Annotated in this window: 20 protein-coding genes; 7 read left to right on the forward strand and 13 right to left on the reverse strand. The window is 70.0% G+C overall.

Annotated features, from left to right (window positions below; genetic code table 11):
- On the forward strand, positions 1–722 hold a 722-nt coding region (locus tag D7W79_RS43630), incomplete at its 5' end, for a hypothetical protein (RefSeq protein WP_276375353.1).
- Positions 723–736: 14 nt separating this feature from the next.
- On the opposite strand, the gene D7W79_RS14945 is transcribed toward D7W79_RS43630, so the two are convergent.
- Together D7W79_RS14945 and D7W79_RS14950 are read right to left on the reverse strand one after the other, a co-directional pair.
- The gene (locus tag D7W79_RS14945; RefSeq protein WP_147441926.1) at positions 737–1489 is read right to left on the reverse strand and encodes a ferritin-like domain-containing protein; all 753 of its coding nucleotides are present in this window, start codon (positions 1487–1489) and stop codon (positions 737–739) included.
- 109 nt (positions 1490–1598) lie between these two features.
- Entirely contained in the window at positions 1599–2537 is a 939-nt protein-coding gene (locus D7W79_RS14950) for an AraC family transcriptional regulator (RefSeq protein ID WP_120526056.1), read from the reverse strand.
- A gap of 157 nt (positions 2538–2694) precedes the next feature.
- On the opposite strand from D7W79_RS14950, the gene D7W79_RS14955 reads away from it, so the two are divergent.
- Complete coding sequence (locus D7W79_RS14955) at positions 2695–3435, forward strand: SDR family oxidoreductase (protein WP_120526057.1); 741 nt, start codon at positions 2695–2697, stop codon at positions 3433–3435.
- Positions 3436–3488: 53 nt separating this feature from the next.
- Here D7W79_RS14955 and D7W79_RS14960 read toward each other — a convergent pair whose 3' ends face one another.
- The 5 genes from D7W79_RS14960 to D7W79_RS14980 form a co-directional block, all read right to left on the reverse strand.
- Entirely contained in the window at positions 3489–6956 is a 3468-nt protein-coding gene (locus D7W79_RS14960; protein ID WP_120526058.1) for a methylmalonyl-CoA mutase family protein, read from the reverse strand.
- A 75-nt stretch (positions 6957–7031) separates the two neighbouring features.
- Positions 7032–8015, reverse strand: coding sequence for a methylmalonyl Co-A mutase-associated GTPase MeaB (gene meaB, locus D7W79_RS14965; RefSeq protein ID WP_120526059.1), 984 nt, complete (start codon positions 8013–8015; stop codon positions 7032–7034).
- On the reverse strand, positions 8012–10198 hold the full coding sequence (gene scpA, locus D7W79_RS14970) for a methylmalonyl-CoA mutase (RefSeq protein WP_120526060.1): 2187 nt from the start codon (positions 10196–10198) through the stop codon (positions 8012–8014). The genes meaB and scpA overlap by 4 nt, the downstream gene beginning before the upstream one ends.
- Positions 10198–12081, reverse strand: coding sequence for a methylmalonyl-CoA mutase family protein (locus D7W79_RS14975; RefSeq protein WP_120526061.1), 1884 nt, complete (start codon positions 12079–12081; stop codon positions 10198–10200). Before D7W79_RS14975 ends, scpA begins: the two co-directional genes overlap by 1 nt.
- An 83-nt stretch (positions 12082–12164) precedes the next feature.
- A complete protein-coding gene (locus D7W79_RS14980; RefSeq protein WP_158616964.1) occupies positions 12165–12593 on the reverse strand; it encodes an agmatine deiminase family protein in 429 nt (142 codons plus the stop codon).
- Between the two features lie 492 nt (positions 12594–13085).
- On the opposite strand from D7W79_RS14980, the gene D7W79_RS14985 reads away from it, so the two are divergent.
- Positions 13086–13439 (forward strand): hypothetical protein, encoded by a 354-nt coding sequence (locus D7W79_RS14985; protein WP_120526063.1) that lies wholly within the window; start codon positions 13086–13088, stop codon positions 13437–13439.
- 86 nt (positions 13440–13525) lie between these two features.
- Positions 13526–13987, forward strand: coding sequence for a hypothetical protein (locus tag D7W79_RS14990; protein ID WP_120526064.1), 462 nt, complete (start codon positions 13526–13528; stop codon positions 13985–13987).
- Here D7W79_RS14990 and D7W79_RS14995 read toward each other — a convergent pair.
- Positions 13952–14800 carry an NAD(P)H-binding protein gene (locus D7W79_RS14995; RefSeq protein ID WP_120526065.1) on the reverse strand — a complete coding sequence of 283 codons (849 nt, stop codon included), beginning with the start codon at positions 14798–14800 and terminating at the stop codon, positions 13952–13954. The genes D7W79_RS14990 and D7W79_RS14995 overlap by 36 nt on opposite strands.
- Positions 14797–15234, reverse strand: coding sequence for a nuclear transport factor 2 family protein (locus tag D7W79_RS15000; protein WP_120526066.1), 438 nt, complete (start codon positions 15232–15234; stop codon positions 14797–14799). The genes D7W79_RS14995 and D7W79_RS15000 overlap by 4 nt, the downstream gene beginning before the upstream one ends.
- A 95-nt stretch (positions 15235–15329) precedes the next feature.
- Here D7W79_RS15000 and D7W79_RS15005 point away from each other — a divergent pair, with 95 nt between their 5' ends.
- Complete coding sequence (locus D7W79_RS15005; protein ID WP_120526067.1) at positions 15330–16295, forward strand: AraC family transcriptional regulator; 966 nt, start codon at positions 15330–15332, stop codon at positions 16293–16295.
- A 97-nt stretch (positions 16296–16392) separates the two neighbouring features.
- On the opposite strand, the gene D7W79_RS15010 is transcribed toward D7W79_RS15005, so the two are convergent.
- Positions 16393–16980 carry a TetR family transcriptional regulator gene (locus D7W79_RS15010; RefSeq protein ID WP_120526068.1) on the reverse strand — a complete coding sequence of 196 codons (588 nt, stop codon included), beginning with the start codon at positions 16978–16980 and terminating at the stop codon, positions 16393–16395.
- A gap of 96 nt (positions 16981–17076) precedes the next feature.
- Between D7W79_RS15010 and D7W79_RS15015 the strand changes: the two genes are divergently transcribed.
- Positions 17077–17949: an oxidoreductase gene (locus D7W79_RS15015; protein WP_120526069.1), complete on the forward strand. Its 873-nt coding sequence runs from the start codon at positions 17077–17079 to the stop codon at positions 17947–17949.
- Positions 17950–17952: 3 nt separating this feature from the next.
- On the opposite strand, the gene D7W79_RS15020 is transcribed toward D7W79_RS15015, so the two are convergent.
- Positions 17953–18327 (reverse strand): GFA family protein, encoded by a 375-nt coding sequence (locus tag D7W79_RS15020; protein ID WP_120526070.1) that lies wholly within the window; start codon positions 18325–18327, stop codon positions 17953–17955.
- Positions 18328–18474: 147 nt separating this feature from the next.
- Positions 18475–22218, reverse strand: a complete 3744-nt coding sequence (ileS, locus tag D7W79_RS15025) for an isoleucine--tRNA ligase (protein ID WP_120526071.1) — start codon at positions 22216–22218, stop codon at positions 18475–18477.
- A 166-nt stretch (positions 22219–22384) separates the two neighbouring features.
- Between ileS and D7W79_RS15030 the strand changes: the two genes are divergently transcribed.
- On the forward strand, positions 22385–23557 hold the full coding sequence (locus D7W79_RS15030) for a glycoside hydrolase family 26 protein (RefSeq protein WP_120526072.1): 1173 nt from the start codon (positions 22385–22387) through the stop codon (positions 23555–23557).
- Positions 23558–23567: 10 nt separating this feature from the next.
- On the opposite strand, the gene D7W79_RS15035 is transcribed toward D7W79_RS15030, so the two are convergent.
- Positions 23568–25082 (reverse strand): SDR family NAD(P)-dependent oxidoreductase, encoded by a 1515-nt coding sequence (locus D7W79_RS15035; protein ID WP_439099192.1) that lies wholly within the window; start codon positions 25080–25082, stop codon positions 23568–23570.
- Positions 25083–25122 lie beyond the last annotated feature (40 nt).

Below are 25122 nucleotides of genomic sequence, written 5' to 3' on the forward strand. Positions count from 1 at the left end.
TGCTCATGGGGGGCGGGGGCTGTGGCGCCATCGCGCGCGACATGGCGAAGCAGGGCACCGAGGGCGCCCTCGAATCCATCCATGAGCAGAAGCAGGAGAAGACGGCCGAGGACCAGGCCACGGACGACGCCGTCGTCCGTCACGAGGCGGAGCAGGCCGCGCGCGGGATGCTGGACGCCGTCACCCGGCCGGAGACCCCGCCCACCGCGCCGGCAGACGCGCCCCCGGGAGGGGCGGTGGCGAACGCGCCGGGCGGACCGGGAGTGGGCCTGCCGGGCGGCGCCGGCACGGGAGGCTCGGGGTTCGGGACCTACTCCTCCACGCTGGCCTCGCAGGTCGCGAGGGGGCTGAGCGCGGAGCTGGAGCGTCAGCTGGGGCCGGAGGGAGAGGGCCCGCTGGGCCAGAGCCTGTCGGCCACCGCGGGCCGGATGGCGACCACCATGGTGGAGCAGTCGCGCCAGGAATTGGGCTCCGTCCTCCCCGAGTGCGAGGGGCGCCAGGGCGCCGAGGCCGTGGCCTGCCGGGACGCGGCGCTGACGCGGCTGGGCGGGGCCTTCAGCCAGGGCGTCGCGGGCGGGCTGGTGCGCTCGTTCCAGCCGTGGCTGCTGGGGCTCGCGTTCGGCGGTGGGCTGCTGGTGGGGATGCTGGTGTTCCTGAGCCTCTCCGTGGCCCGGCTGCGCCGGGAGGTCGAGCCCCTGCGGCAGGAGCGCCGGCACGCCTGAGCGCGTGAAGCGCCTCAGCCGGTGGAGACCCTCGCGGCGGCGACGCGGATGCCTTCCGGGAGGTTGGCGACCCAGTCGGTGACCTCTTCCAGGTGCAGCAGCTCCTCGCGCACGACGTCGCGGAAGGCGTCCACCAGGTCGGGCGGTCCCAGCTCCTGGGCCAGGTCCACGAGCAGCGCCCAGCCAGCGTTGTTGAGGATCTCCGAGATGAGGACCGCCCGCAGCGCGTCCTGGAGCGTGGCGCACGGGTCGTCCACGGCCCGCAGCAGCCCATGCAGCCGCGGGTCGGCGCCGTCTCCGGACACCATCAGCTGGGGCGCGTCCATCCCCAGCCGGTAGATGCACTCGCGGATGAGGTTCAGGTGGTCCAGTTCCTGGTTGTGCAGCTCCACGAGCCGCTCCGGCGTGGGGCCGCCCGGGTAGCTGCCCAAGGCATGGGTCTTCACCAGCAGGCCCGCGTAGAGCCGCGAGCTGGTCCGCTCGAAGGCGAGCCGCTCCCGCAGCTGGGCGACGAAGAGCAGCGACGTGGGGTGCTCCTCGGCATGGATGACGCCGCCCACCACCTCCTTGAAGTCCGGCAGGTGCAGCTCCCCCAGGTGCCCCGCGATGCGCATGAGCTGCACGCGCAGGAACCGCACGGCGCTGCCGGAGGCAGGCAGGGCCGAGCCCCGGAACGGCTCCTCGCGGGCCAGCTGCTCCAGCTCCTCGACGCTGAGGCGTGTCGCCGTGTGCATCAGTCCCCAGTCACCACCTTCACCAGAAGACATCGCGACCCTCCCCACGGGCATGCCTTCCGGCGCGGTGGCGGATGCCAGGGCCAGGAAGGGGGGCACAACGTGGAAACGATGCGCCACGTCCGCCATTGGTACTGGGGGGCTATCGCACTGCCGCCGGGGCGGAGCCGAGGGACTCGCGCAGCCTCGCGATGTCGCGCGAAGGTGGTGCACCGAACATCCGGCTGTACTCGCGGCTGAACTGGGACGGGCTCTCATAGCCCACGGAGTGGCCGGCCATCGCCGCGTCCATGGCCTGCGCCAGCATCAGGCGGCGGGCCTCCTGGAGCCGCAGCTGCTTCTGGTACTGCAGCGGGCTCATCGCGGTGACGGACTTGAAGTGGTGGTGGAGCGCGGACGGGCTCATGTGGACGGCGCGCGCCAGCCGTTCGATGCGCAGCGGCGCGGCGTAGTGTTCCTTGAGCCAGTGGATGGCGCGGGTGACGGACTCCCGGCGGCTGTCCGCCACGGCGATGCGCCGCAGCCGTTCGGAGTTCTCCCCGGACAGCAGGCGATAGAGGATTTCACGGATGACGAGCGGCGCGAGCACGGGGATGTCGCGCGGCGTGTCCAGCAGCCGCACCAGCCGCGCGGTCGCGTCCAGCAGCGGCGCGCCCACGGGACCCAGGGCCAGGCCCCGCACCATGTCCTTGGGGCCGGGCGCGTCCAGCTCCGCCTCCATCATCAGGCTGCCCAGCTGTCCGGGCTCCAAATCCAACCGGAAGCACAGGTAGGGCGCGGCGGGCGAGGCCTCCACCACCTGCCCCGTGACGGGCAGGTCCACGGACGCGACGAGGCACTGGTCCGGGCCATAGACATACAGCTCCTCGCCCAGGAGCACCTGCTTGCGGCCTTGCGCGACGATGCAGAGCGCCGGTTCCTGCAACGCATGCAGCGGCGTGGAGGGCCGGGACGCGCGGATGAGCACCACGCGGGGGATGGCGGTGGCGTGGATTCCGTCCGTGGGCGTGTGGCGCTCCAGGAGCGTCGCCAGCTCGGACAGGTGCGGGCTCAGGGCGGAGTCGGGACGGGCGGTCGGCATGCACGCCGGTTCTAACCCCGGGCCGGACCCGGTGCTCGTGCAGGAATGGGCAAGAGTCCGCGAGCATCCGGATACCGCCGTCCCCGCGCTCCTTGAGAGGGTGCGTTCATCCCCGGCGCCCTCTTTCGCGCCGGGCCTTCCACAGGGGACGAAAGCGATGACGACGGACATCCAGGGCAAGGTGGTGGCCATCACCGGAGCGAGCAGCGGCATTGGCGAGGCGACGGCCCGCCTGCTCGCCGCACAGGGCGCGAAGGTGGTGCTGGGCGCGCGCCGGACGGATCGGCTGGAGACGCTGACGGGCGAGCTGCGGTCGAAGGGCGGTGAGGCTCGCTACAAGGCGTTGGACGTGACGAAGCGCGAGGACGTGGACGCCTTCGTGGCCTTCACGCTGAAGGAGTACGGGCGGCTGGACGTGCTCATCAACAACGCCGGGGTGATGCCGCTGTCGAAGCTGGACGAGCTGAAGGTGGACGAGTGGAACCGGATGATCGACGTGAACATCCGGGGCGTGCTGCACGGAATCGCGGCGGGGCTGCCGGTGATGAAGCGCCAGAAGGCGGGGCAGTTCATCAACCTGTCTTCCATTGGCGGGCACTCGGTCGTTCCGACGGAGGCGGTCTACTGCGCGACGAAGTACGCGGTGATTGCCATTTCGGAAGGACTGCGCCAGGAGGTGGGCGCGGACATCCGGGTGACGGTGATTTCTCCGGGAGTCACCACGTCGGAGCTGGCGGAGAGCATCAGCGACCCGGCGTCGCGCGAGTACATGCGTGAGTTCCGCAAGGATGCGATTCCGGCGGATGCCATTGCCCGCGCCATCAGCTACGCCATCAGCCAGCCTGCGGACGTGGACGTGAGTGAGATCATCATCCGCCCCACGTCCAGCCCGTACTGACGCGCCTCCCACAGGCGACCGCGACGGACCGCGCGGTCGCCTCCGGAGGAAGGCTACATGTTGCGCCGGTACTGGCCGCCCACCTCGTACAACGCGCGGGACAGCTGGCCCAGCGTGCAGACCTTGCAGGCATCCATCAGCGCGCCGAACACGTTGCCGTTGTCCAGGGCCGCGCGGCGCACCGCCTCCAGCGCGGCGGGCGCCGTCTTCGCGTTGCGCTTCCAGAAAGCGTCCCGCGACGTGATGGCGTAGTCCTTCTCATCCTTCGTCGCGCGAATCACCTCCGGCGGCGTCACCGTGGGCGAACCCTTGGGGTCCAGGAAGGTGTTCACGCCGATGATGGGCAGCGTCCCGTCGTGCTTCTGCATCTCGTAGTAGAGCGACTCCTCCTGGATCTTGGAGCGCTGGTACATGCGCTCCATGGCGCCCAGCACGCCGCCGCGCTCGGAGATGGCGCGGAACTCGTTGAGCACCGCCGCCTCCACCAGGTCCGTCAGCTCTTCGATGATGAACGAGCCCTGGTTGGGGTTCTCGTTCTTCGACAGGCCGAACTCCTTGTTGATGACCAGCTGGATGGCCAGCGCGCGCCGCACGCTCTCCTCCGTGGGCGTGGTGATGGCCTCGTCGTAGGCGTTCGTGTGCAACGAGTTGCAGTTGTCGTTGAGCGCCAGCAATGCCTGCAGCGTGGTGCGGATGTCGTTGAAGGCAATCTCCTGCGCGTGCAGGGACCGGCCAGACGTCTGGATGTGATACTTCAACTTCTGCGACCGGTCGTTGCCGCCGTACTTGTCCCGGATGGCCTTGGCCCAGATGCGGCGGGCCACGCGCCCCAGCACCGCGTATTCCGGGTCCATGCCGTTGGAGAAGAAGAACGACAGGTTGGGCGCGAAGTCGTCGATGTGCATCCCGCGCGACAGGTAGTACTCGACGAAGGTGAAGCCGTTCGCCAGCGTGAACGCCAGCTGGGAGATGGGGTTCGCCCCGGCCTCAGCGATGTGGTACCCGCTGATGGACACCGAGTAGAAGTTCCGCACCTTCTGGTCGATGAAGTACTGCTGGATGTCGCCCATCACGCGCAGGGCGAACTCCGTGGAGAAGATGCAGGTGTTTTGCGCCTGGTCCTCCTTGAGGATGTCCGCCTGCACCGTGCCGCGCACCGCCTGGAGCGTGGACGCGCGAATCTTCGCGTAGACCTCCGGCGGCAGGACCTCGTCACCGGACACGCCCAGCAGCAGGAGCCCCAGCCCGTCGTTGCCCTGGGGCAGTTCGCCCTGGTAGCGCGGACGCGGCAGGCCGCGCTCCTTGTAGAGCGCGTCGATCTTCTTCTCGACCTCGTCCACCTTGCCGTTGGCGCGGATCCACTTCTCGCACTGCTGATCCACCGCGGCGTTGAGGAAGAAGCCCAGCAGCATGGGCGCCGGGCCGTTGATGGTCATGGACACGGACGTGGACGGGTCCGCCAGGTCGAAGCCGGAGTAGAGCTTCTTCGCGTCGTCCACGTTCGCGATGGACACGCCCGAGTTGCCCACCTTGCCGTAGATGTCCGGCCGGTGGTCCGGGTCCTCGCCGTACAGCGTCACCGAGTCGAACGCCGTGGACAGGCGCTTCGCCGGCAGGCCGCGCGACACGTAGTGGAAGCGCTTGTTGGTGCGCTCCGGGCCGCCCTCGCCCGCGAACATGCGAGCGGGGTCCTCGCCCTCGCGCTTGAGCGGGAAGACGCCCGCGGTGAACGGGAAGGCGCCCGGCGCGTTCTCCCGCAGCAGCCACGTGAGGATGTCGCCCCAGTCCTCGTACTTGGGCAGGGCAATCTTGGGCACGCGCAGGTGCGACAGCGTCTCGCTGATGAGGTCCAGCTCGATGACCTTGTCGCGCACCTGGAACTGGTACTTGGACGCGGCGTAGCGCTTCTTCGTCGCGGGCCACTCGGCCAGCAGGCGCCGGCAGTCCGCGTGCAGGCGGCTCTCCAGGTCCTGGTACAGCGCCACCAGGTCGCCCAGGTACGCGGGCTCGCCCTCCACGCGCTCCGTCACCTGCACCACGTCGCCAGCGTCCTTGGGCTCGACGATTTCGAGCTTCTTCTTGCCCACGTTCTGGCGCAGGGCCTGGATGGTGCCGTGCAGCTGGTACATGCGCCGGGCGATGGCGGCCTGGGCGCGCACGAAGCCGTCGTAGCCCTCGCAGGCCTCGACGATCTCCGCCAGGTAGCGCGTGCGCTCCGGGGGGATGATCCACTTCTTCTCGCTCATGCCGGGCGTGAGGGAGAACTTGCTCTCCAGCGTCGCGCCCGTCTTCTTCACCAGCGCGTCGATGATGGCCCGGTACAGCGTGTTCATGCCCGGGTCGTTGAACTGCGACGCGATGGTGCCGTACACGGGCACCGCGTCGTCGTTCAGCGTGAAGGCGTTGTGGTTGCGCTTCCACTGCTTCTTCACGTCGCGCAGCGCGTCCAGCGACCCGCGCTTGTCGAACTTGTTGATGGCGATGACGTCCGCGAAGTCGAGCATGTCGATCTTCTCGAGCTGCGTCGCCGCGCCGTACTCGGCCGTCATCACGTAGAGCGCCACGTCCGAGTGCTCGGTGATCTCCGTGTCGGACTGGCCGATGCCGGAGGTCTCCACCACGATGAGGTCGAAGCCCGCCGCCTTGCAGACCTCAATCGAGTGGGCGACGTGCCGGGACAGCGCCAGGTTGCTCTGACGGGTGGCCATCGAGCGCATGTAGACGCGCGGGTTGTCGATGGCGTTCATGCGGATGCGGTCGCCCAGCAGCGCGCCGCCGGACTTGCGCTTGGACGGATCCACGGAGAGCACCGCGAGCGTCTTGTCCGGGAAGTCCGCCAGGAAGCGGCGCACCAGCTCGTCCACGAGGCTGGACTTGCCGGCGCCACCCGTGCCGGTGATGCCCAGCACGGGCACTCGCGGCGCCTGCACGCTGGCGGCCTGGAGCGCGGTGCGCAGCTCCTCGCCGGCGTCCGCGAAGTTCTCCGCGATGGTGATGAGCGACGCGATGCGCTCCGGCTCGCGGGGCAGCGGCGTCTTCAGGAGGCCCTTGTAGTCCGCGGGGCGCTTCTCGAAGTCACACTGGGAGATGAGGTCGTCGATCATCCCCTGGAGGCCCATGGCGCGGCCGTCGTCCGGGGAATAGATGCGCGCGACACCGTACTGGTGCAGCTCTTCAATCTCCGTGGGGAGGATGGTGCCGCCGCCGCCGCCGAACACCTTGATGTTCGCGCCGCGCTCGCGCAGCAGGTCGATCATGTACTTGAAGTACTCGACGTGGCCGCCCTGGTAGGACGTGAGGGCGATGCCCTGGGCGTCCTCCTGGATGGCGCAGTCGACAATCTCCGCCACGGACCGGTTGTGGCCCAGGTGGATGATCTCCGCGCCGGAGGACTGCATCAGGCGGCGCATCACGTTGATGGCCGCGTCGTGTCCGTCAAAGAGGCTGGCGGCCGTGACGATGCGGACGTGGTGGCGGGGCCGGTACGGCTGGGGAGCGGTGGTCGGTTGGGGGTGTCGCACGGGCGTACACTAGGAGTGCGGTGCTGGCCCGGCAAGCGATTGAGACAGGCGTTGCCCGTTGGACGACGCGGCTTGTCAGGCCTGCGATTGCGGCAGGAATGCCCCCAGCACACGCAGTGCGGCGGAGGTGGGCGTCGCGCGGCCTTCGCGTACGGCCTGCTCCAGGACAGGCACCAGGGCGGCCACCTCGGGGTGCGCCCGCAGGGCTGCTCGCAGGCCGTCGTGCACCATGGCCCACATCCAGCCCACCTGCTGCTGGGTGCGCCGGTGCTGCAATTCGCCAGAGGCCTCGCGCTTCGCGACGACGTCCACCACGGAGGCCCACAGCGTGTCGATGCCGGTGCCCTCCATGGCGCTGCACGTCGTGACGACCGGCTCCGCGCCGGGGCGCATCAGGTGCAGGGCGGCGCGGTACTCCGCGCGGGCCCGCGTGGCGCGCGGCAGGTTGTCGCCGTCCGCCTTGTTGATGGCCACCATGTCCGCGACTTCGAGGATGCCGCGCTTGATGCCCTGCAGCTCGTCCCCGGCGCCCGCGAGCATCAGCACCAGGTAGAAGTCCACCAGGTCCGCGACCACCGTCTCGGACTGGCCCACGCCCACCGTCTCCACCAGCACCACGTCGAAGCCCGCGGCCTCGCAGAGCAGCAGCGTCTCCCGCGTCTTGCGCGCGACGCCGCCCAGCGTGCCGCTGGAGGGGCTGGGACGGATGTACGCGGACGTCTCACGCGCCAGCCGGTACATGCGCGTCTTGTCGCCCAGGATGCTGCCGCCCGTGATGCTGCTGGACGGGTCGATGGCGAGCACCGCCACCTTGTGGCCGTTGCCCACCAGGTGCATGCCCAGCGCGTCGATGAAGGTGCTCTTGCCCACGCCGGGCACGCCGCTGATGCCCACGCGGCGGCTCCTGCCGGTGTGGGGCAGCAGCTTTGTGAGCACCTCCTGCGCGAGCCCGGCGTGCTTCGGGTGCTCGCTCTCCACCAGCGTGATGGCTCGCGCGAGCACCGCCCTGTCGCCCGCGCGCACGCCGTCCACGTAGGTGTCCGCGGGCAGCAGCTTCACGCCGCCTCCTGCTCGGCGGCCAGCTTGTCGAGCAGCTCGATGGCGGCCTTCGCGATGACGGTGCCCGGACCGAAGATGGCGGCGGCGCCCGCGGCGCGCAGCGCGTCGTAGTCCTGGGGCGGGATGACGCCGCCCACCACGACCATGATGTCCTCGCGGCCCAGGGCCTTGAGGGCGTGCTTGAGCTGCGGCACCAGCGTGAGGTGGCCCGCGGCCAGCGACGACGCGCCCACCACGTGCACGTCGTTCTCCACCGCCTGGCGCGCGGACTCCTCCGGCGTCTGGAACAGCGGCCCGATGTCCACGTCGAAGCCCAGGTCCGCGAACGCCGTGGCGATGACCTTCTGCCCGCGGTCGTGGCCGTCCTGGCCCATCTTCGCGATGAGGATGCGCGGCCGGCGGCCGAAGCGCGCCAGGAAGTCATCCGCCTTCGCCCGCGCTTCCATGATGCCCTGCGCCTGTCCCGCTTCCGCTGAGTACACGCCCGTCACCCCGCGCACGGTGGCCTCGTAGCGCCCGTAGACCTTCTCCAGGGCGTCGCTGATTTCGCCCACGGTGGCCTTCGCCCGCGCCGCGTCGATGGCCAGCGCCAGGAGATTTCCCTCGTTGCGCCGGCCCGCTTCCGTCAGCGCGTCCAGGCGGCGGCGGACCTCTTCGCCATTGCGCTCCGCGCGCAGCTCGCGCAGGCGGGCAATCTGCGCCTCGCGCACGGCGGAGTTGTCCACCTTGAGGATTTCGATGTTGTCCGCGCGCTCCGGCGGGTACTTGTTCACGCCGATGATGGCCTGGCGTCCGGAGTCGATGCGCGCCTGCGTCCGCGCGGCGGCCTCTTCGATGCGCAGCTTGGGCAGGCCCGCTTCAATGGCCTTGGTCATGCCGCCCAGCGCCTCCACCTCCTGGATGTGGCTCCAGGCCTTCTGCGCCAGCTCGTGGGTGAGGCGCTCCACGTAGTAGCTGCCGCCCCACGGGTCGATGACGCGCGTGGTGCCGCTCTCCAGCTGGAGGTAGAGCTGGGTGTTGCGGGCGATGCGCGCGCTGAAGTCCGTGGGCAGCGCGATGGCTTCGTCCAGCGAGTTGGTGTGCAGGCTCTGCGTGTGGCCCTGCGTCGCGGCCATGGCCTCCACGCAGGTGCGCACGACGTTGTTGTAGACGTCCTGCGCGGTGAGGCTCCAGCCGGACGTCTGGCAGTGGGTGCGCAGCGCCAGGCTCTTGTCGCTCTTCGGGTTGAAGCCCTTGATGAGGCGGGCCCAGAGGAGGCGGGCCGCGCGCATCTTGGCCACCTCCATGAAGAAGTTCATCCCGATGGCCCAGAAGAACGACAGGCGCGGGGCGAACGCGTCCACGCCCAGGCCGGCGGCGAGCCCCGCGCGCACGTACTCCACGCCGTCCGCGAGCGTGTAGCCCAGCTCCAGGTCCTGCGTCGCGCCGGCTTCCTGCATGTGGTAGCCGCTGATGCTGATGCTGTTGAAGCGCGGCATCCGCTCCGCCGTGAACTTGAAGATGTCCCCGATGATCCGCATGGAGGGACCGGGCGGATAGATGTACGTGTTGCGGACCATGAACTCCTTGAGGATGTCGTTCTGGATGGTCCCGCTGAGCTGCTCGGGCTTCACGCCCTGTTCCTCGGCCGCGACCACGTAGAGCGCGAGCACGGGGAGGACGGCGCCGTTCATCGTCATCGACACGCTCATCTGGTCGAGCGGGATGCGGTCGAACAGGATGCGCATGTCCTTGATGGAGTCGATGGCGACGCCCGCCATGCCCACGTCACCCGCGACGCGCGGGTGGTCGCTGTCGTAGCCCCGGTGCGTGGCCAGGTCGAACGCGATGGACAGGCCCTTCTGCCCGGCCGCGAGGTTGCGGCGGTAGAAGGCGTTGGACGCCTCCGCCGTGGAGAAGCCCGCGTACTGGCGCACCGTCCACGGCTGCTGCACGTACATGGTGGAGTAGGGGCCGCGCACGAAGGGCGGCAGGCCCGGCAGCGAGCCCAGGTGCGCCACACCCTCCAGGTCCTCGCGGGTGTAGAGCGGCTTGACCGGGATGCCCTCGGGCGTGTCCCAGGCCTCCGCGGCGCGCGTGGCCTGGCTCGCCTGCGCGCGCTGCTTATCGACGACCGGCGCGGGCGTCTGGGTTTCGGGGGCGTCGAAGGCGACGCGGGAGAAGTCCGGAACGGTGGGGCGCATCAGGCCACTCCCAGTTGCGTGTGCAGCGTCTTCAGGAGCTGGAACAGGTCCGCTCCCGCGTAGAGGAAGAGGTCCACGCCGGCCGCGCGGAAGGCGGCCTCGTGGTCACCGGGGCGGCCCGCGACGGCGACCGTGCGGGCGCCCTTCGCCTTGAGGGCCGCGACATAGGCGGGCACGGCCTCCGGGTAGAGCGCGTCCGGGCCGGAGATGACGGCGAGCGTCGTGCCCGCCTTCGCGAACAGCTCCGCGGCGGCGTTCGCGTCCGCGAAGCCGTGGTGCTCGTCGGCCTCGATGCCGCCCACCGCGAGCACGTTGGAAATCCACGTGGAGCGCGCGGTGTGTTCCGCCACGGTGCCCAGGTTCGCCATGAAGGCGCGCGGCCGGGCGCCGTGCGCCGCGTGGTAGCGGTCGCTCGCGTCGCGCAGGGACTCGAAGGCCTCCGCCATGCGGACGGGCCGCGGCGGCGTGACGGCACCCTCACCCTGCACGGGCGCGGCGGCGCGGGCCTCGCGCTGCACGGGGGCCTCGTGGAGGTGGGGGAACTCGCTGACGCCCACGATGGGGAGCTTGCGCGTGCGCACGGCCTTGTCGCGCGCGGTGCGCGTCTCCGTGAGGACGCGGGCCACGTCGCCCTGCGCGATGGCGCGGGAGAGGCCGCCCAGCGCTTCGATGCGCTGGAGCTCCGTCCAGGCCGCGCGGGCGAACTCGCCGGTGAGCTGCTCCAGGTAGTAGCTGCCGCCCGCGGGGTCCGCGACGCGGTTGAGGCTGGACTCGTCGCGCAGGATGAGCTGCGTGTTGCGCGCGAGGCGCCGGCCCAGCTCGTCCGGCGTGCCCAGGGGCTCGTCGAAGGGAGACGTGCTCACGCTGTCCGCGCCCGCGACGACGGCGGCGAAGGACTCCGCGGTGCCGCGCAGGATGTTCACCCACGGGTCGCGCCGCGTCTTGGTGGCGCTGGCGGTGCGAGCGTGCAACGCCATGGCCTGCGACTCCGGCGCACCGCCCGAAGCAGCGACGACCTTGGACCAGAGCAGCCGCGCCGCGCGCAGCTTGGCGATCTCGGGGAAGAACTGCCCGCCCACGGACAGTGCGAACTGCATGGACCGCGCGGCCTCACCCGGAGACACGCCCGCGCGCTCCAGCTCGCGCAGGTACTCCACGCCGGTGGCGATGCTCCACGCCAGCTCGTGCACGGACGTGGCGCCCGCGTCCGCCCAGGGGCGCGACGACACCAGCAGCGCGCGCAGGCCCGGCGCGTCCTTGAGCAGCGACGTGATGATGGGCGCGGCCTCCGTCAGCGTCCGGGCCACGTCCACCTTCGCGGCGCCGTGGCGAGCGAGCGCCGCGATGGGGTCGATGCCCAGGCTGCCGCGCAGGGCCCCCTTCGCGGCGCCGGCCTTCTTCGCCAGCACCTCCAGCAGCAGCGAGGCGGGACGGAGCACGTCCGCGGTCGGCTCCAGGTGCACGGGCGTGCGGTCCAGCGGCACGTGCGCGAGCAGCCGCTCCAGCGTGGCCTCATCCCTCACGTCCAGGCCATGGGGCGCGTCCAGGAGCAGCCAGACGCCCTGCGTGCCGCGCTCCAGGTCGTCGCGCAGCGCCTCGGCGGTCGCGGTCAGGTCGGGGCCCGCGTACTCCTGGCACAGCAGCCAGCCACCCTCGGTGTGACCCAGGGGCTGGGTGCCACGCACGTAGGGCGCGACGCCCGGCGGTTCCGCGGGCGCCGGGGCGTCCTGGGGCGTGTAGAGGGGCTGGAGGGACAGGCCGCCTTCAAGGGGCGACTGGAGCACCGTGAAGGGCTTGCCCTTGAGGTCCTTGTCCACCAGCCGGCGCCACTCCTCGACGGAAGGGGGCGGGAAGTCCGCTGCGGTAAGAGGCACGTCAGCCATGCCCCTCCCATAGGCGCAATGCCCGCCCCGGGGCAATGGGCTGGTGACGTCCCCTGCCCCGAGTGCCCGCCAGTCTCCATGCGTCACCGGAGTGTCTTCGGGAACGTCTTGGTGAGGCAGTGCAGCGCGCCCTGGCAGGGGATGGCGGTGTCCGAGGGGATGGGCACGACCTTCACCGCGCCCGCGCCGAACTCCCGGTCCAGCGCCCACTGGTAGGTGGCCAGGGCCTCCTGCTCCTGGCCGTGGTGCCGCCAGGCCTGGGAGGGCGGCACCTGGCGGTACACGGGCACGGCCATCACGTCCCCCAGGCGGATGGAGTTGAGGTACGTCGCCCAGACGCGCTCGTTGGTGCCGTCGCACTCGCGGATGCGCTCGGGGCTTCCCACGCAGGTGTCGCCGTCGTCCTGGCAGTAGGGGGTGGGCATGGGGATGCGCACGACGTCGTAGCCCAGGTCCGCGAGCCGCCTCGCGTTGCGGTCCAGGATGCCGGCGTTGACGGCGTCGTCGCCCACGGTAGGAGCGGGAGGCCGCCATCGCCTCCTCGCGGGCGTCCCGCGCCTGCTGGCGCGCGTAGCGGTTGCTCGGCGAAGCCCGGAGGGCCCGCGGGGGAGACGCCTCTTCCACAACCTGTCCACAGCCGATGCTCCACGCCGCGAAGAGCATCCCAAGAATCCGCCTCGTCATGTCCGGCCCGCATCCGCGAAGGTGCACGGCTCAAGACCCTGGATGGGCCCGGGGCTCCTCGCGGAAGGGACTTCGTAGGGAGGCGTCCGGCCCGGTCCTCACGGCGTGAACTGCTTGCCGGGCGCAACCATCTCCTGAAGGCAATGGAATGAACCCCGGGCCAGTCGACACTCCTCGACCGTACAGGTGAATATTGCCGTTAATGCAATTAAATCTAATTAAGCGGTTTTGACGGTTATTTACGACTTTGGTAGGGATAGGGCGTCCCGGGAAGCGCATTCCCGCGACCCGGGACGTCACCCCTGCGTGGAGGCGATGTGATGAAGCGTCAGAGCCTGTTCCTGGCCTTGTTGGTGTTGCCGCTGCTGGCGTGCGGCGGTGTGGACGTGGCGTCGGAGGATGTGACGCCGGAGACGGAGCTGGGCAGTGTGGAGTCGCAGCTGCAGCCCAACTGGGCGTCGTGCAGCGGTGACTCGGACTGCATCTCCAACCGCTGTGGCTGCAACGGGGGCACGACCCGCGTGTGTCTGCCCAACTCGACGTATCCGAAGCAGTGCGGCAACTGGACGGCGTGCACCAGCGATTCGCAGTGCACGTCCAACTGGTGCGGCTGCAACGGTGGGCAGGTCAGCGTCTGCCTCCCGAACTCCAGCTACCCGAAGACCTGCACCTGAGCCGTCCGCGCCACCGTCCGCCAGGCCGGGCGGTGGCGCCCGGGTGGGTGGCGGACGGAAACGGGAAACCCGTAGATTCGGGGCACATGAGTCCCGAGACGAAGCCCTCCCCGCGCGAGCCTGGCCTCGAAGGTCAGCTCCTGCTGGACGGCGTGCAGCGGCTTTCCACCGAGACGGGCAGCACTGGCGACCCGCTCACGCCGGGCGCCGTGCGGCTCCGAGCGCTGCGGACCCTGGCGAAGGGCACGGGCCTGGTGCTGCTGGGCGGCGTCATCATCGGCGGGCTGGTCCGGCTGGGCATTGGCGGTGACGGCGGCTGGCCCCAGCTCCTGGTGGCGCCCACGTACTTCCTGGGCGCCGCCTACTTCATCGCGGGGCTCACGGGCCTGCTGACGGGACGCCCGTGGGACCGCACATCCTTCTGGGTGAAGCTGCCGATGATGATCGTCGGCGCCCTCCTGGTGTTCACGGCCGGCATCGTCATCAGCGTCGCCGTGGGCTCGGCCGCGGACTCAACGCCAGACGTCCGGGTGGGCCCGGGCGAATGATTCGAGGTCGCGCGGCGCCCGTCCGGTGACCCGGAGCACGGTGTCCGTCACGCGGTCCTCGGCCCCGTCGCGGATGAGCGTGTCGAGCATCGTGAGGAACCGCGCATAGGTCTCCGGCATGCCGGAGGCCTGGAGGTGCCGCTGGGCCTCCTCCGGCGTCGCACGCACGTGCCGGATGGCGCGGCCCGACACCCGGGACAGGATGGCCGCGACGTCGTCGTAGCCCAGCGCCTGGGGCCCGGTGATGACGTGCGCGGTGTCATGGGACGCGGCATCCGCGAGCGCCCGGACGCCCACCGCCGCGATGTCCCCCGCGTCCACGAAGCCCACCCGTCCCTGGCCGGTGGCCGTCACCAGCGTGCCGTCGCGCCGGACACTCGCGTTGTGATGGTGGCCGGCGCTGATGAAGTTCTGCATGAACCACGAGGGCTGGAGCACGCTCCATTCCGGCGCGTGCGTGCGCAGGAAGTGGTGCACCTGTCCCAGCCCCGGGCTTCCTTCCGGAACGACGGACGAGGAGAGCAGGACGACCCGCCGCACGCCGCCGGCCAGCGCGCGCTCCAGGACGGGAATCATGAGGACGGACGGGTCCTCCACCAGCCCGGGCGCGAGCACGTACATCCGGTCCACGCCTTCCAGCGCGGCCCCATGCGTGGCCGGGTCCGCCCAGTCGAAGCGCACGTGTTCCGCGGCGGCGACGGGCGGCCGCGAGTCGCGCGTGGCGGTGCGCACCGTGAAGCCCTCCGCCGTGAGCCCCTCCGCGATGGGACGTCCCGTGTTGCCGGCGGCTCCGATGACGAGGATGCGGGTCATGACTGCTCCTTGCCGATGCTCTCGAAGGTGCCCCGGGAAACGGCCAGCGGGTTCCAGTACTCGCGGTAGTGCACGATGCGGCCGTCGCGCACCTGCATCCGCATCACGTAGTCCTGTGCGTAGGGGATGTTGCCGGGCTGGAGCGTCGCGGTGCCGTGCACCTCCAGCCAGCCCGTCTGTCCATCCACGCCAGGGTAGCGCCGGACGTTCGTGAAGGTGAGTCCCTGGAAGTGCTGGGTGATGGGCGCGAAGTAGGCGCGGAGGGCTTCGATGCCCTCCAGGCGCGACGGCGTGCCGAGCGAGGGGGCGTAGGGGAACTCCACGACGGCGTCGTCCGCGAACAGGGCGAGCCAACCCTCGACGTCCGTGGCGATGAGCGCGAGGTGCGCGTCCATCAGCCGGATCAGGTCAGGAGAAGGGGAAGTGCGGTCCACGTGCTGCCTCCAGGGAAGAGGTGATGGACCAGAAATAGGACGTCCGTTATGGACGCTCCATGTCACTGAGTCCAAAAGAACTGTCTTTCCGTCCAATGCCCCCGGACGAAAAGACCGACGTGGTCTCCGACGTGCTGGAGACGCTGCGGTTCAAGACGCTGCTCTTCGGCCGCTTCGAGCTGGGCGCTCCCTGGGCGGTGCGCATGCCCCGCAAGGCCAACGCGTCCTTCTACGTAGTGGCGCGCGGAAGCCTGCGCCTCCAGGTGGAGGGCACGGCGAAGCCGGTGTTCCTCTCCGCCGGGGACGTGGTGCTGCTGCCCCGCGCGCCCGCGCACGTGCTGGATGACGGCGGCCGCCGCGCCCCCGCCGCGAGCGACTTCGTTCCATCGCAGCTGCTCCGCCCGCCCACCACCCGGCTGGGCGGCACGGGGCCGCTCACCACGCTGGTCACCGGCTGCTTCCAGTTCGGCGTGGACCCCGTGCATCCGCTGCTGCGCGCCTTTCCCTCCATCATCCGCCTGTCCACGCAGGAGGGGCAGGGCACGCCGTCGCTCGCGGCCACCGTGCAGCTCATCACCGCGGAGACCGCCACGCCGGGGCCGGGGAGCGCCCTGGTGCTGGGCCGGCTGGCGGACGTGCTGCTCGTCCATGCGCTGCGGGCCCAGACGGCGCTGGCGGGAGCGCGGCAGGCGGGATGGAAGGCGCTGGCGGATCCGGCCATCGGAAACGCGTTGTCGCTGATGCACGAACAGCCCGGCACGCCCTGGACGGTGGAGCGGCTGGCGCAGGCCGTGGGCGTGTCGCGCTCCGGGTTCGCCGCGCGCTTCCACGCGCTGGTGGGCGAGACGCCCCTGCACTACCTGGCCAACTGGCGGATGATCCGCGCCGCGCGCTGGCTGCGGGAGTCCAGCGACAGCCTGGACACCATCGCCGAGCGCGCCGGCTATGAAAGCGCGCCCGCCTTCAGCAAGGCCTTCAAGCGCCGCTGGGGCGTGGGGCCCGGCGCCTACCGGCGCGCTCCCACGGACGGTGAAGCCGACGGGGCCCGCGTTGATGCGTAATGGCCACGCGGGTTGACACGGCGGACGGGGCCCGGACCCCGCTGTACCGCGACGACACGACCTTCACCGCGAACTGAGCTGGCGCCTGCTCCAGTCCCTAGGGCGTGGCCCCTCCGGGCGTCACCAGCAGCCGGACCGCTTCCACGACGGAGCGCCTGCGCCGGCGGATTTCCGCGGCTGTGGGTGGGGTGGTCGTGGCGCAGTAGGACAGCGGGAAGGCCCACGTCTTGGAGAGCGCCAGCACCAGCGCCAGCAGCTCGTCCGCCGCGAAGTGCTTCGAGACCAGCCCCTCCTTCTGGGCCTTCGCGATGGCGGCGGCCTTGTGCTGGTTGTTGCGCGCGACGGGCTCCGGGATGTCCACGGTGGGGCCGTGCTCCAGCTCGTACCAGGTGGCCAGGCGCAGCACCTGCGGCCGCGTCTGGAAGCCGTCGAACAGCCGCCCCGCGTAGGCGGGCAGGTCCGTCGCGTCGATGGGCGTCTCGCGCGCCACTTCCGCCACGTGCGCTTCGAACACGGCGTCGAACAGCTGCTCCTTGCTGCCGAAGTACGAATAGATGAGCGCCTTGTTGCAGCCCGCCGCCGCCGCGATGCGGTCAACGCGCGCCCCTGCGATGCCCCGCTCCGAGAACTCCGCCGCGGCCGCCTCCAGCAAGCGCTGCCGGGTCTTCTGCGCGTCTCCAGCCATGCCGCCCCACCATGCCCCAGCCCATTCCGGGTTGCACCCTGCCAGGGGGCCCTTTATATCCATGTAACCAACTGGTTAGTTGAAAGGATTCCCGCCATGAGTGCTCCCTCTGAGAAGTCCCTTGTCTGGCTCATCACCGGCTCCTCGCGGGGGCTGGGACGCAGCTTCGCGGAGGCCGTGCTGGCGGCCGGGCACCGGCTGGTGGCCACGGCGCGCAAGCCGGAGCAGCTGTCCTCCTTGGTGGAGCGCTACGGGGACCGGGTCCGCGCGGTGGCCCTGGACGTGACGAACCCGGAACAGGCGCGGGCGGCGGTGAAGACGGCGGTGGACGCGTTCGGCCGTCTGGACGTGGTGGTGAACAACGCGGGCTACGGAAGCCTCTCGCCCATCGAGCAGGTAACGGACGAGGACTTCCGCTCGCAGCTGGACACCAACCTGTTCGGGGTGATGAACGTGACGCGCGCGGCGCTGCCGGTCTTGCGCGAGCAGCGCTCCGGGCACGTCATCCAGGTGTCCTCCATTGGAGGCCGCCTGTCGACGCCGGGGCTGGGCGCGTACCAGGCCGCGAAGTGGGCGGTGGGGGGCTTCTCCGAGGTGCTGGCCAAGGAGACGGCGCCCTTCGGCGTGAAGGTGACGGTGCTGGAGCCGGGTGGCTTCCGCACGGACTGGGCGGGGGCATCCATGACCATCCCGGACTTCCGGCCGGAGTACGCGCCCACGGTGGGCGTGGTCGCCCAGCACATGCGTTCGCGCACGGGCAAGGAGCCGGGCGACCCGGACCGCGCGGCGCAGGTGCTGCTCCAGGTGGCCGCGATGGAGTCGCCGCCGCTGCACCTGGTGCTGGGCAGCGACGCGTTCGAGCTGTCGCAGGAGAAGCTGGACGCGCTCAAGGCGCAGGACCAGAAGTGGAAGGACCTGTCGCGGTCCACCGACTTCCCGGAGGCCCGCGGGCCGGCCCCGCGCCTGTGACGGCTACCAGAGGTTGCGGCCGTCCACGAACTTCACGCGCACCGCGTCCAGGTCGAAGTCGTCGAACAGGCGCGCGTTGAGGCCCACCTTGAACTGGCCGGGCACGGGCGCGTTGTTCTCCCAGACGGGGATGTCCGACCACGTGCCGCACCCACACTTCTGGCAGTGGTGGTGCACGACGGGCGCGTTGCGGTCGTACACGCCCGCCTGGTCGCGGCTCGTGAACTTCACCTGCTCCGGCGGGTAGTAGGCCCAGAGCACGCCGCGCTTGGAGCAGAACGTGCAGTTGCAGCGGGTGAGGTCCTTCGGCGGCGCGGTCACCTCGAACCGCGTCGCGCCGCAGTGACAGCTTCCCTTCAGGGGTGTGGCTTCGCTCATGCCGCCATCATCCGGAGCGCCGCGCTTCCTGGAAACGGGATGCGCGGGCGGTGTTCGTGCGTCGACGCTCGCACCGGATGTCCGCATTCAGCTCCGGGTAGGTGACTGCCCGGAGCTGTCCTTCCCTGCGCTCCGGAGGTCCGGGGCTCAGGCGCGCTCGACGCGGAGCTTCGCGGGCAGGCCGTTGAGGCTGGCCTCTTCCTCGGTGCCGGTGAGGCCCTGGGGGCCCACGTGGATTTCAGAGGCCAGCGTCTCGCGGGCAATCTCGTCGCGAGCCGCTTCGACGACGCGCTTCACCCGGTCATCACCGTCCACCCACAGGCGGATGCGGTCGGTGTAGCCCAGGTTCATGTCCTTGCGGTTGCCCTGCACGCGCGCCAGCAGCTCGCGCACCAGGCCTTCGTCCACCAGGGCTTCCGTGAGCTGCGTGTGCATCACCACCACGCCCACGCCTCCGCCCGCGGCGGCGTAGCCTGGCTGCGCCTCCACCAGCGTCTCCAGCTCCTCGGCGGGGAAGACCATGTCCTCGCCGCCCACGTTCAGGGCCACCTTGCCCGTCTGGAGCAGCTCCTGGTGCAGCGCGCGGCCATCCCCCGAGTCGAACGCCTTGCGCACCGGCGCGAGCTTGGGGCCCAGCCGGCTGCCCATGGCGCGCAGGTTGGGACGCACGCGGTAGCGCACCACGTCCGCCTCCGGGCTGCCCGGCTCCACCAGCTTCACGGTGTGAACGTTCAGCTCGTCGGAGATGAGCGCCTGGTACACCGCCACGCGCTCCGTCAGCTCGCGGCGCGACAGGATGACGTCCGCGCGCGACAGCGGCTGGCGCACCTTGAGCCGGTTGTCCGTGCGGACCTTGAGGCCCAGCGACACCAGCTCGCGAACGGCGCCCATCTCCGCGGCCAGCCCCTCGTCGATGAGGCTCGCGTCCACGTCCGGGAAGCGCGCCAGGTGCACGCTCTCCGGCTGCGATGCGCCCCACGGCTTGCCCACCAGGTTGCCCCACATCTCATCCGCGAAGAACGGGATGAAGGGCGCGGACAGCGCCGTGATGGTGGTCAGCGCCTCGTAGAGCGTGAAGTACGCGTCCTGCTTGTCCTGCTCGAAGCCCGGCGCCCAGAAGCGCTCGCGGCTGCGGCGCAGGTACCAATTGGACAGCGCGTCCACCAGCGCCACCATCCGCTGGGCCGCGTCGTACACCTGATACGTGTCCAGCGCCTTGGCCACGTCGCGCAGGGTGAGCTGCACCTCGGAGAGGATCCACCGGTCCAGCACCGGCCGGGCCTTCACCTCGCGCCAGCCCTGGCTCTTGCGGATGGCCAGCCACGGGGCTTCCGTGCTGCTCGCGTTGCCCTTCGCCGGGTTGAACCCGTCGATGTTCGCGTAGATGGTGAAGAACGAGTAGACGTTGCGCAGCTTGACCTGGAAGTCCTTCTGCAACAGCCGCACGTTCGCCAGCGAGTGGCGCGTGTTGGACCAGGTGGGGCTGGCCGCGTAGAAGAACCACCGGAACGCGTCCGCGCCCGGCGCCTTGGTGGCGGGGTCCTTGAGCACCACGCGCTCCGTGGGCGCCAGCCGGGGCACCTCCACCGGCATCACGTCCACGCCGCGCGCGGAGGGCTTCACGCCCAGCTGCTGAAGCTCCTGCGGCGCCAGCAGCACCACGCGGCGCTTGAGCTTCTTGTGCACCTTCACCGTCACGGTGACGGGCGCGTCCGGCCGGTCCGGGCGGAAGAGCTGCACCTTCGCGCCCTCCTGCGTGTCCAGGCCCTCCAGGTCCTCGCGCGCGATGAGCGCCACGCCGGCTTCCGCCGGGACGCCGGCCTCCGTGGCGGTGAGCACCGCGAAGTCCATGCGCACCTCGTCCAGGATGATCTCCGGCGGGGTGTAGTTGCCCTTGGACTTGGACTCCTTCTTGCCCTCCTTGTCGGAGACGTGGCCCAGCACGATGCAGCTCTTGTACGGCATGGGCCACTCGCGCTTGGGCGTCAGGCCGATGCGCTTCTGCGTCTCCTCGTCGAAGAGCAGCGTGCTGACCATCAGCAGCGAGTAGAACCAGCCGCGCGTCTGGTCGATGGCCTCCGAGATGAAGTCCGCCGGGAACGCCCGGTTGAAGATCTCCTGCGAGCCCTGCGCGTGCGGGAAGCCCCACTGCGCGAAGGGCATGCAGCCGGAGTCGAACCACACGTCCACCACTTCGGGGACGCGCTGGAACTTCCCGCTGGCGCCGGCCTTCTCGTACGTCACCTTGTCGATCCACGGCTTGTGGACCAGCAGGTGCTCCGCGTTGGACTCGTGCGGCTTGCCGGCGAGGAACGCCTTCAGCTCCGCCTCCACGGCGGCCACGTTGTTGCCCGGCTTCTGGCGCAGCTCCGCGATGGAGGCCACGGCCTCCGTCTCACCCGTCTCCGAGTGGATCCACAGGGGCAGCGGCGTGCCCCAGTAGCGCTCGCGCGACAGGGCCCAGTCCACGTTGTTGTCGAGGAAGTCGCCGAAGCGGCCGTCCTTGATGTTCTCCGGGACCCAGTTGACGTGCTGGTTGTTCGCCTTGGCCTGCTCGATGACGGAGGTGGTGCGGATGTACCAGGCGGGGCGGGCGTACTGGATGAGCGGATCCTCGTCCGCGCGCCAGCAGAAGGGGTACTCGTGGCGGTACTGCTCCGTGTGGATGAGCAGCCCGCGCTCCTTCAGGTTGCGCTGCAGGTCCTTGTCCGCGTCCTTCACGAAGCGGCCGGTGACGAGGGGCACCTCTTCGGAGAACGTGCCGTCCGGCTTCACCGCGCAGCGCATCTGCAACGCTTCCGGATCCGCGAAGCGCGTGGCGTCCTTGCGGTAGGCCTTGTAGTCGTCCTCGCCGAAGGCAGGGGCCGTGTGGACGATGCCGGTGCCGCTGTCCAGCGTGACGAAGTCCGCCGGAATCACGCGCCAGCCCACCGTGTCCTGTCCGCCGTCCTTCAGGGGCAGCGTGGCGTCCGCCTCCTTCGCGAAGTACGTGTCGAAGGGCGGCGTGTAGCGCTTGCCGACGAGGTCGCTGCCCTTCTGCGTGGACAGCACGGGCAGGTCCTTCTTCAGCTTCTTGGCCAGCTCCTCGCGCAGCGCCGCGGCGAGGATGAGCTTGCGGTCGCCCGCGTCCACGGTGACGTAGTCCACGGACGGGTTCACCGCCGCGTACATGTTGGACGGCAGCGTCCAAGGCGTCGTCGTCCAGATGAGCAGCGACGTGTCCGGCGCGTCGCGCAGCGGGAAGGCCACGTAGACGCTGGGGTCGTCCACCGTCTTGTAGCCCAGGCCCACCTCCGCGGCGGACAGCGCGGTGCCGCCGCGCGGCCACCACCACACCACCTTGTGGCCCTGGTACAGCAGGCCCTTCTTGTAGAGCTCGGAGAGCGCCCACCACACGCTCTGCACGAAGCCCCGGTGGTAGGTGACGTAGGCCTCGTTGAGGTCCACCCAGAAGCCGATGCGCTGGGTCAGCCGCTCCCACTCCGACGTGTAGCGGAACACGGACTCGATGCAGCGCTCCGTGAAGGGCTCCACGCCGTACTTCTCGATCTCCGCCTTGCCGTGGATGCGGAGCTCCTTCTCCACCTCCACCTCCACCGGCAGGCCGTGCGTGTCCCAGCCCGCCTTGCGCGGCACGTAGTGGCCCCGCATGGTCTGGTAGCGCGGGAACAGGTCCTTGATGACGCGCGTGAGGACGTGGCCGTTGTGGGGCAGGCCGTTCGCGGTGGGCGGGCCCTCGTAGAAGACGAAGGAGGGCTTGCCTTCGTTCGCCTTGAGCGATTTCTCGAAGATGCCGCGCTCCTTCCAGAAGGCCAGGATGCGGCGCTCCTCGGCCGGGAAGTCCATCTCCACGGGGACCGCGTTGAACAGGGGCGAAGGCGTTTCAGGCATGGTGGCGTGCTTGATACCACCGGCCCGGCCCTTTGGCAGTGAATCCAGGGCCTTGCGAACCCGCCCGCACGCCGGTGGACAGATTTGCCTAAGCTGAAATTCGTGCAAATCGTGCTGAAGGGATGACACCCTGGCCGCTCCCTGGGCAGCCTTCGGAGGTCCCCGCGTGACGCACGTTCCCCCCAAACCATCCTCTTTCCTCCTCCTGGCGGCGCTGGTGCTGTGCCTGGGCGCGGGCACCGCGAGCGCGCAGGTGTCCCGGACGCTGAGCACGCCGGGGCCCACGGCGCAGGCGCAGAGGGTCTACAACCTGCTGACGGACCTGGAGAACAACAGCCGCAACGGCGGGACGAAGCAGACCATCATGGGGCAGCACTGCGAGGCCCAGAAGGAGGCCTACGCCGGTGGGTACTGGGTGAAGGTGGGGGACATCTCCGGCCGCCGCCCGGGCTTCGTGGAGCTGGACTTCGGGCCGGGCAACTACCACGCGACGTACGCGGAGCCGTACGTGGACTCCGCGGTGGGCTTCGCGCGCGACCGCTTCATCTACGGCGAGGGCATCGTCGGCTTCAGCTTCCACCAGTCCTACCCGGGCGCGTCGGTGAAGAGCTGGGAGAACACCTTCCGGCAGTCGTGGATGGACTACAACTGGATGGGCCGGGTCATCAACTGGCAGGCGAACACGGCGGAGTACCAGGCGCTGCTGCGGGATTTGTCCTTCGCGGCGGACAAGCTCGCGTACCTCCAGCAGCAGGGCGTGCCGGTGCTGTTCCGCCCCTTCCACGAGATGAACAAGAAGGGGAGCGCGTCGCCGTTCTGGTGGGCGAACCAGGACCCCGCCCAGTACAAGCAGCTCTGGATCATCGCGCATGACTACCTGGTCAAGACGCGCGGCCTGAAGAACCTCGTCTTCGTCTGGTCGCCGTATGAGTGGGACGGGACGTACGGCGGGGACCCGTGGAACTACTATCCGGGCAACGACCGCGTGGACGTGGTGGCCGTGGACATCTACCACGGCAATCCCTACTTCCCGGCGCAGTTCTACACAGGGCTCGCGGGCTACAACAAACCGCGCATGGTAGCGGAGACGGACAAGCTGCCGGTGCGCTGGGGTGACAGCCGCTACGGCACGGTGTCCGAGCTGGATGCGCGCCCGTGGGCCATCTACTCCGTGTGGGGCGACTCGCTCGTCTACAACCTGGGCACGACGAGCCCCAACGACTGGAACGTGTCCAGCAGCTACAAGGCCATCAAGGACACGTATGGGTATTACAGCACGTACTGGCGCGTGCTGACCGGCGGGAGCAACGCGACCTACAACTGGGGCGCGCTGCGCTGAGCGCCGGCGCTCACCAGTCCGTGGGGCGGTAGTCCTTGAAGAAGTTGCCCCAGACGTATTCGCCGGTGTTCACGGCGGTCATGATGGGGTCCACCACGCGCGCGGCCCCATCCACGATGTCCAGCGGGGGCTGGAAGTCCAGCTCCTGTGTCTTGCGCTCGGCATGCTGAGCGGGGTCCTCGTCGGTGACCCAGCCGGTGTCCGCCGCGTTCATGAAGATGTTGTCGCGCGCGTAGTCCGGCGCGGACGTCAGCGTCATCATGTTCAGCGCGGCCTTGGCCATGTTGGTGTGCGGGTGCCGGTCCGTCTTCGTCCAGCGGGAGAAGCTGCCCTCCATCGCGGACACGTTGACGATGTGGCCCGGCCGCGAGCGGTCCTTGAGCATCAGCGGCTTCAACTTCCCGCACAGGATGAAGGGGGCCACCGCGTTCACCAGGTGCACCTCCAGCATCTCCGCGGTGCGCACCTCCGACAGCTTGAGGCGCCAGGAGTTCGTGGCCCGCAGGTCCACCTGCTGGAGGTCCGCGTCCAGCCTTCCTGCCGGGAAGAGGGCACGCGTGTCGCCCTCCTGCTCCATGGCGTAGGGCAACAGCGACAGCGCCGCGGACGAGTGGATGCCCAGTGCGGGGTCGCTGCTGCGCCAGGTCGCGGCGGGCAGCGATGTGTTCCCCAGGTCGCCCGAGCCCAGCGCGGGCCGGAGCGCGGCGACGCAGGTCTCGTGGCCCGCGAGCAGCGGGCGCAGCTGGGGGGACAGAGTGCTCAGGTCGCGCAGCTCGCCATCCAGCAGGTGCTGGTAGAAGCCCGGCGGCCGGCGCACGGTCTGCGCCGCGTTGTTGATGAGGATGTCCAGCCGCTCGTGCGTCTGTTCGATGTGGCGCGCGAACAGCTCCACGCTGGGCGCGTGCCGCAGGTCCAGGCCGTGCACCTGGAGCCGGTGGGCCCAGTCCGCGAAGTCCGGCTCGCGCGCGTAGCGGTGCACCGCGTCCTTGGGGAAGCGCGTGGTGGCGATGACCGTGGCGCCCGAGCGCAGCAGCATCAGCGACGCCTGGAAGCCGATCTTCACGCGCGCGCCGGTGATGAGCGCCACCTGGCCGGTGAGGTCCGCGCGCTGCGTGCGCCGGGCGTAGTTCAGGTCCCCGCACGGGATGCACATGGCGTCGTAGAAGAAGTGGACCTTGCGGAACTCCACCTTGCACACGTAGCACTTGCGCGGCACTTCCAGCAGGCGCTCCGGCGTCGCTTCCGGCGGCGGCGCGGGCAGCACGGGCAGCGTCAGCACCGGCGCCTTGCGCAGCACGCGGATCTCCGTGCTGGAGCGCACGGCGCGGTCGTTGGCGCGCAGCGCGTCCTTCTTCTCCTTGCGGAGCGCGTTGACCATCCGCGACTTCGTGGCCTTGTCAGGGTGGATGAGCCGGCCCGCGGCGGCCATCAGCGCGTGGTGGTCCTCCTGGGGGAGGTGGTGCAGGAGCGCGCGGTGTTCGGCGAGCGTGCTGAGCACCGCCGTGGCGCGGCGCACGTCCTCCACGGAGACGTCGGGGGGCAGGGCCGTTTCGGTGGCGGACGGG

Origin of the sequence: Corallococcus exercitus, assembly GCF_003611585.1 — a bacterium.
GTDB classification, from domain to species: domain Bacteria; phylum Myxococcota; class Myxococcia; order Myxococcales; family Myxococcaceae; genus Corallococcus; species Corallococcus exercitus.